Annotated in this window: 10 protein-coding genes; 4 read left to right on the plus strand and 6 right to left on the minus strand. The window is 55.1% G+C overall.

The annotated features are described in order from the left end of the window. On the minus strand, window positions 1-489 hold a 489-nt coding region (locus M0974_RS26920; RefSeq protein WP_297844334.1), incomplete at its 3' end, for a DUF1329 domain-containing protein. Between the two features lie 204 nt (window positions 490-693). Between M0974_RS26920 and M0974_RS26925 the strand changes: the two genes are divergently transcribed. After that, complete coding sequence (locus M0974_RS26925) at window positions 694-1,521, plus strand: tyrosine-protein phosphatase (protein WP_297844336.1); 828 nt, start codon at window positions 694-696, stop codon at window positions 1,519-1,521. On the opposite strand, the gene M0974_RS26930 is transcribed toward M0974_RS26925, so the two are convergent. Then, entirely contained in the window at window positions 1,502-2,137 is a 636-nt protein-coding gene (locus M0974_RS26930; RefSeq protein WP_297844339.1) for a TetR/AcrR family transcriptional regulator, read from the minus strand. The two genes, M0974_RS26925 and M0974_RS26930, sit on opposite strands and share 20 nt — an antisense overlap. Window positions 2,138-2,520: 383 nt before the next feature. Here M0974_RS26930 and M0974_RS26935 point away from each other — a divergent pair, with 383 nt between their 5' ends. Continuing rightward, on the plus strand, window positions 2,521-3,093 hold the full coding sequence (locus M0974_RS26935; protein ID WP_297844342.1) for a plasmid pRiA4b ORF-3 family protein: 573 nt from the start codon (window positions 2,521-2,523) through the stop codon (window positions 3,091-3,093). On the opposite strand, the gene M0974_RS26940 is transcribed toward M0974_RS26935, so the two are convergent. Further along, window positions 3,080-3,229, minus strand: a complete 150-nt coding sequence (locus M0974_RS26940; protein ID WP_297844345.1) for a hypothetical protein — start codon at window positions 3,227-3,229, stop codon at window positions 3,080-3,082. The genes M0974_RS26935 and M0974_RS26940 overlap by 14 nt on opposite strands. Before the next feature lie 88 nt (window positions 3,230-3,317). Here M0974_RS26940 and M0974_RS26945 point away from each other — a divergent pair, with 88 nt between their 5' ends. Beyond that, the gene (locus tag M0974_RS26945) at window positions 3,318-3,590 is read left to right on the plus strand and encodes a CopG family ribbon-helix-helix protein (RefSeq protein ID WP_297844348.1); all 273 of its coding nucleotides are present in this window, start codon (window positions 3,318-3,320) and stop codon (window positions 3,588-3,590) included. Further along, the gene (locus M0974_RS26950; protein WP_367279057.1) at window positions 3,578-3,871 is read left to right on the plus strand and encodes a type II toxin-antitoxin system RelE/ParE family toxin; all 294 of its coding nucleotides are present in this window, start codon (window positions 3,578-3,580) and stop codon (window positions 3,869-3,871) included. Before M0974_RS26945 ends, M0974_RS26950 begins: the two co-directional genes overlap by 13 nt. A 620-nt stretch (window positions 3,872-4,491) precedes the next feature. Here M0974_RS26950 and M0974_RS26955 read toward each other — a convergent pair. From M0974_RS26955 to M0974_RS26965, 3 genes are all read right to left on the minus strand, one after another. After that, window positions 4,492-5,205: a helix-turn-helix transcriptional regulator gene (locus tag M0974_RS26955; RefSeq protein WP_297844350.1), complete on the minus strand. Its 714-nt coding sequence runs from the start codon at window positions 5,203-5,205 to the stop codon at window positions 4,492-4,494. Window positions 5,206-5,421: 216 nt separating this feature from the next. Further along, complete coding sequence (gene ppa / locus M0974_RS26960) at window positions 5,422-5,949, minus strand: inorganic diphosphatase (protein ID WP_219062705.1); 528 nt, start codon at window positions 5,947-5,949, stop codon at window positions 5,422-5,424. 113 nt (window positions 5,950-6,062) lie between these two features. Next, a partial coding sequence (locus M0974_RS26965) for a zinc-dependent peptidase (RefSeq protein WP_297844357.1) occupies window positions 6,063-6,850 on the minus strand: 788 nt, incomplete at its 5' end.

Raw genomic sequence — 6,850 nt, forward strand, 5'->3', positions numbered from 1 at the left:
ATTACCGGTCTTGGCAATCGGGAACGGCAAACCCCCTCGGCAGGCTGTGTCCACCGACAGGCCTTCATGGTTGGTGGTGCAGCCAGTTGCATTGCGCACGGTAGCCTTGAGCATGTCTTGCGGATAAGCCGCAGTGCGATGGCTGGGGTAGACATCCATGTACCAGGTGTCCGGGTATTTGCTTAGCAACAGCTTTTGTCCTTCACTCAACTTATCGGCGTATTGATCGACGTTCTTCGCGGTAATCCGAAACAACGGCTTTTCATCACGGAAAGGATCGGTCCAGAAACTGCCGGGCTTGTAGTCCGCTGGCGAAGTGCGCAGGCCGCCTTCATACGGTGGAATCGTACCTTGGGCGTTACCTGCCTTGATGGCACCAAACTCGGTCAGGGTGGTGCCCAGTTGTTTCGCTTCGTCAGGGGTTACAGCAGCATCCGCCAGCGTTGCAGTGCCACTTAGGACGATGCACAGGGCAAGAGGAAATCTCATGAAAACAGTCTCCGTTTATTGGATTTATTAGGAGTTTTATCTGCGTAGGATGCAGTTGCATCGCAACCTAACTTAGCCAATAAACGTCGCCGTCACCGTTCAAGCGTTTTACCAACGGTGAAACGAATACAGCCTGGCACGACTGCTCTTCAGGGCGCTCGGCGGTAACCTCTGGGCTATCTGCTCACCAAGGAAGCATTAGCGATGAACACTCCCTGCGACCCCTTTCTGGGGAACGCCGACTCATTCCAGGCCCTGCACCTCTCCGGCACCGACAACTTTCGCAGCCTGATAGGCATGCCGACGGCCAGCGGGCAACGCATCGCTGGGCACGCGATATTGCGTTCGGATCAATTGCATCAGTTGGATGAAAACGCGTGGCTGACTTTGAAAAAACTCGGCGTAAAAACAGTCTGCGACCTGCGCAGCCTAGGCGAGCGTGAGCGCTATCCCAACCGTCTGCCCGAATACGGCCTGCGGCAGTTGATACTCGAAGTGATTGCCGACGTGCGAGCCGATCCTGGTTTCGTCGAGCAGTTGGCGGAAAACCCCAGCGCCGAAAATGCCGAAAATATGATGCTGGATATCTACCGGCGCTTTCCCGCCATGCTTGCCCCGCATCTGCCTGCATTGTTCGGGTTGTTTGAGTCAGGCGACGTGCCGGTGTTGATCCACTGCGCGGCGGGCAAGGACCGGACGGGTTTCGCCGTGGCCATGCTGCTGCACGGCTTTGGTGTCTCGCAGGCGGACATCATTGCCGATTACCAGCGTTCAGGGCGACGTTTCGCGGACCTCGATCCAGTGCGTCAGGAAGCCATGGCCCATGGCGTATTTCGGCTGGCAAAGCAACCGGTCAGTGAGGCAGCGATGGATACGGTACTGGATGCGCGACCGGCCTACTTGCTGGCGGCCTTCGACAGCATCCGCCGCCAGTATGGCTCGACCGATCAGTACCTGCAGGAGCACGCCGGTCTTGGTCAAATCGGTCTGGCGCGACTGCGCGCCCGCTGGCTTACGCCCCCGGTTGAGTGATGCTGGCGAGAATGAAATCTGCTGAATAGCGCCGCCAAGTCTCCAGGCCCTCGACCGAGGTGGTGTCCATCCCCGCAAGCGCTGAGGTCGAGTAACCGTTGGTGAACCAGCCAGTGGTCAGCAGCGCCGCAGCCGCGAGAAATAACCGGGGCTCGATGCCTGGTTTGAAATCCCCGGATTCGATACCACGCTGCAGCACCTTGGCCGCCTTGTCGATCATCAACGGCGTCGACTCAAGGAAACGGTTGCGCGGTGTGTCATGTCCACCGTGATAACGGATGCCCTCTTGGGCCAACTTGCCCAGCATAGGATCGTTACAGTACTGATCGAAAAATTGATTGAGCAACGCTCGCATTGCCTGCGGAGGCGGCAGGTGGTCGACCTCCAGTCCCGCCAGTTCGGTATGAATGCTTTGCGACGTCTCATCAAGCACTGCAACGAACAATCCTTCCTTGGAGCCGTAGTAGTGGTAAACCAGTTGCTTGGTTACCCCGACTTCTTTCGCGATGTCTTCAACTCTTGCTCCGGCCAGCCCCTTGGCCGAGAACTCTTCACGCGCTGTCGCCAGCACCCGGTTCATGGTGTTGCGCTTGCCCGATTCAACGATTTTTTTCATCTTGTTATTCTCCCTGAGCACAATATTTCCAATAATCCACTGAAAAGCTACTCCCGTCGCTCAGATGTTTGGGGGCATTTGGGGTGAGTGGGAAATGGAATACCTCGACCTCAAGAGGTTTCTAATTGAGGTAGGCTGCCGCAGGCCAATTCGTACAGCACCCATCATCGCGGTCTGACTTGCCAAGCTGAAAAAATCCCAAGTAACATTCGTTCATGACTCTCGTTACCTATTACCTGCCTAACGGTCTTCAGCCTTGAAGGCTCTGGTCTCTGACCTACGTGCTTGAGCACATTGCCGAATACCCTATCAATCGGGTGAGCGAGTTGCTGCCCTGGAACATTCCTTTGAACCACACTGAACACTGCGAGGCCGCCTGATCCATGGTTAAAACTGTCCGTTTACCCAAACCCACCCCCGACCTGTTGCTGCTGCGCATTGAGCTGAAGTGGATCACTCCGACGATCTGGCGTCGGTTCGCGGTGCCTGAAAACATCACCTTGGGCAAACTGCACCATGTCATCCAGGTCGTGATGGGCTGGAGTGATAGCCATCTGCATAGTTTTGAAATTGCCGGTGAGAATTACGGTATTCCCGATTCTGATGGCTGGGGGCCGACGGTGAACTCGGAAGCCCGTAAAACGCTGATCAAGGCGCTGAACGGAAAGCAGACATTCGATTATCTCTACGACTTTGGTGACAGTTGGCATCACAGTATCAAGGTCGAAAAAAAGCTACCCGCTATTGCCTGTCCTCAGGTGCCGTACTGCATCGAGGGCGCCAATGCTTGCCCACCGGAAGACGTGGGTGGCGGGCCTGGTTATGAGGACTTTCTGGAGGCGATGGCCAACCCCAATCATCCAGAGCATGACAGCATGGTTGAATGGTATGGAGATGATTTTGATCCAGCGGCATTTGAGTGCGAGCGCGTGAATCAGTGGTTTAAACGGATTTAGGTTTGAGTTGCAAGGCTGTGTAGTTCGGACGCTCACGAAGTACCGCTTCAGCCAACCCCAAGGTTTCCAGTACAGCTAGTTCTGCGAGTACTACAGGCTCTGGGCCGCCAAAGTCGACGTGGTTCGCCGTGCTCATAGCTTACGACTCCAGCACATGGACAGACCCGGTGCCGGGCTGTACCCTTATCGAAAGGTAGTACCCGTAGATACTGGAGGGTTTCCCCATGGCTACTTCGATCAAGATCGACGACGAGTTAAAAAGTCGCATCCAGCACTTGGCTAATATTCGGCAGCGGTCAGCTCACTGGATCATGCGCGAAGCTATAGCTCAATACGTAACGCGTGAGGAGGCTCGTGAGAGCTTCAAGCAGGAAGCTCTAGCTTCGTGGGCGTCTTATCAGGAGACAGGATTGCACCTGACAGGCCAAGAGGCTCGAACTTGGCTTAACTCCTGGGGGACTGACTCCGAGACGGAACTGCCCAATTGCCACGAGTAATTATCACCGAAGGTGCAGGGCTGGGATTGGAACGCTGTCGTAAATTTCTAGCGGAGAAAAGTCCTCAGATTGCAGGTCGAGCCGGTCAAGCGATTGCGCGACAACTTGCGCACTTGGAAATAAGTCCGAACATGGGCCGTCCGTTTGCCGAGTTGACCGAGTTACGGGAGCTGATCGTTGAGTTTGGCGAATCAGGTTATGTCGCACTTTATCGTTTTGTGCCTAAGGACGATGTTGTTTACGTATTGGCATTTAGGCACCAAAAAGAAGCTGGATATTGAGTTCATAAACCAATATTTAGCGACAGACTTTCATTTGTCGTGACGGCCCAAAAAATGAGCCAAGTGATCATCGAACGCGACTCCCACTCAAATGCAATCACTGTAGCCATCAAGATTTAGTGGCGATGGGTAAAGCGCGTTCTCGAGCTGCCCCGCATCCGCGAAATAGTCCAACCGCTTGTTGGACTATTTCGCGTTTCGCTCTGTCCCGGCAGCCCTAGGTTGCGGAAATAAAATAATCTCTTATCGACTAAGACGAGTTTCAAACGACGAACCAGTTTCTAACAGACATTAAAAAGCCGGCTTGTGGCCGGCTTCTCGGGGACGGTTTTGGTTTATTTTTGGTAAACCGCAACCGCCTTCAAATGTGCGCTCCGCAGCGGGGGCGACTAAATAGGGGGGCGAGGCGAAAAGGTCATTCGCGTCGGGTGAAACGTGGCGCGGATCATACGGGGGTTCGAGGGGGATGCCCAGCATTTATGTGCAGGGATTTGGCTGAATTGGCGTTTGGTCCATTCAATTGGGTTGAATCAGGCAGATCGTGTTAAGGCCTTCGTGAACAAGTTCCCTCCCACAAGGGCGGTTGCGCATTCTGAGCCGAACACTCCCGTTTAACGTCTTTATTGAAACGATACCGGTCGTCGGCGGGTGTTTAATGTGGACCACCAAAATACCCATCCCAGGACCCGAATGTTTTGTTGCTGGAGCTGTTCGGCGATAAATATCTCATCTGGGTACTCGGCGCTGTTGTGACTGCGCAGTCTTAGGGTGCCGCCTGCAAGCCGGTAAAGGTACTTGATGCGGAGCATGCCATCGTGTTCGAGAGCGTACATTTCGCCGTCGACGATGTGTGTAAGGCCGCGGTCGATGCCAATGATGGAGTCTGCCTGTATTTTCTCGGCCATGCTGTTGCCGGCCATCACCGCGCAGACAGCATTGTCCGGGTCGATGCTCATGGCCTGTAGGGTGCGCAGCGGTAACCGAATTTTGCGCCCCGGTGCTTCGGCGACGACGGTGTGGCCTGAGCCGTGTGTGGACTCTATCTCCTTGAGCAGCGGCACTAGGACGTCCTCGGCGTTGTGGGCAGTCGCTCCCCGGCCAGGGCCTGCGTCGTTGATGCTGTCGCGCAGGTACTTGGGTCCGTCTCCTGTGCGTAGCCATCGCGGGTTGACGGTCAATAGTTCAGCCACTTCCCCCATGCGTGCCATGGGTATGCCGCGCTTGAACCAATTATTCACGTGTTGCGGCGTCACTTTACGATTCGCAGCGAAGTCTGTGGCAGAGAGATGGCACTCCCGAAGGAGGGCGCGTAGGCGATCACCAGATGTTTTCATAACGCGAGTTTACGGAGGTCGGCAGGACGTTTAAATAAACGAGGTGTTCAAATGAGACGTGCATTCGGTTGTTTATTGAGTGTCAGGACTACAATTTCCGCGCTTGTTTGTAGGGTGTTTCCGAGAGTGTTTCTTAATGAGTAAACAGTCAAAACCGAGGCGTAAAAAAACCTCGGCTTCCAGGCAGAAAAACCGAGGCTTTTTTAATGCAGTTGATCAGCCTTTGAAAGCGGCGACCGACTTCATGATTTCGGTGCGGGCAGCTTCAGCATCGCCCCAACCTTCGATCTTCACCCATTTGCCTTTTTCGAGATCTTTGTAGTTCTCGAAGAAGTGCTTGATTTGTTCAAGCAGCAGTGGCGGCAGGTCGGTGTACTCTTTTACGTCGACGTATAGCTGAGACAGCTTGTCGTGCGGGACTGCGATGACTTTGGCATCGCCGCCACCGTCGTCGGTCATGTGCAGGATGCCAACTGGACGGGCGCGGATGACCGAACCTGGAGTAACCGGGTAAGGGGTCACGACCAGCACGTCGAGGGGATCACCGTCGTCAGCCAGGGTGTTCGGAATAAAACCGTAGTTGGCCGGGTAAAACATCGGGGTGGCCATGAAGCGGTCAACGAACAGGCAATCGGTTTCTTTGTCGATTTCGTATTTGATCGGCGCGTGGTTCGCCGGAATTTCGATCGCGACGTAGATGTCGTTCGGCAGGTCTTTGCCAGCCGGAATTTTGCTGTAGCTCATTGGGCGTTGCCCCCGTAGTTGACCATTCAGGCTTTGATCGGAAGATCAAAAAGTGGCCGCGATTATAGGCATATTCAGCGCCCGTTGCCACGCGGGCAATAGGTCTATAGACCTTAGTCATGCTTCTTGTACAAGGGTTCATTCAGTTGCAGTTGCTGCAGGCGGGCCAAGGTGTCCTGGCGATAGAAAGCTTTTAGCTGCTCATAGACCGCCGGGAAGGCCTTGATCAATACATCCGGGGCGCTGAAGAAGTACTCGCTGGTGACCGCGAAGAATTCAGCAGGGTTTTGCGCAGCATAGGGATCGATGGCCGTAGCCGCATGCGGGTGACGGTCCAGGTGTTGGTTGAGTTGGTCGTAGGCGCTTTGCATGGCGCTGGCCCAGTCGCTGGCACGCATGTCGCTGTGCAGCGGCGGCTGGCCATTGGCTGAGCCGTTGAGCATGTCGAGTTTGTGCGCCAGTTCGTGGATGACCAGGTTGTAGGCGTTCCAGTGGCCGCTGGATAACACGCCAGGCCACGCCAAAATCACCGGGCCTTGCGACCACGCTTCGCCGCTGTGCTCGCCTTTCCACTCATGTTCGATGCCGCTGGCGTCGCGATGACGTTGCGGGCTGACGAAGTCGCCGGGGTACAGCACGATTTCGTGAAACCCCTGATACCAGTTCAAATCACCGAGATTGAGCAGCGGCAACTGCGCCAGAGCGGCTAGAAACAGGCAGTCTTCCTTGTGCAGTTCGACGCCGGGCAGGGCAGTGAGGTGTTTGTCTTGCAGGAACAACACACTGTTTTCGAGCAACTGCTGATGCTGTTCTACAGTCAGGCCGTCGAGAATTGGCAACCGCTGCAGGACGTGGTTCCACATGCCTTGGTCTACCGGATGCCGGGCGAGAACCCGGCGTC

Source organism: Pseudomonas sp. (assembly GCF_026224925.1).
In the GTDB taxonomy this organism is placed as follows: domain Bacteria; phylum Pseudomonadota; class Gammaproteobacteria; order Pseudomonadales; family Pseudomonadaceae; genus Aquipseudomonas.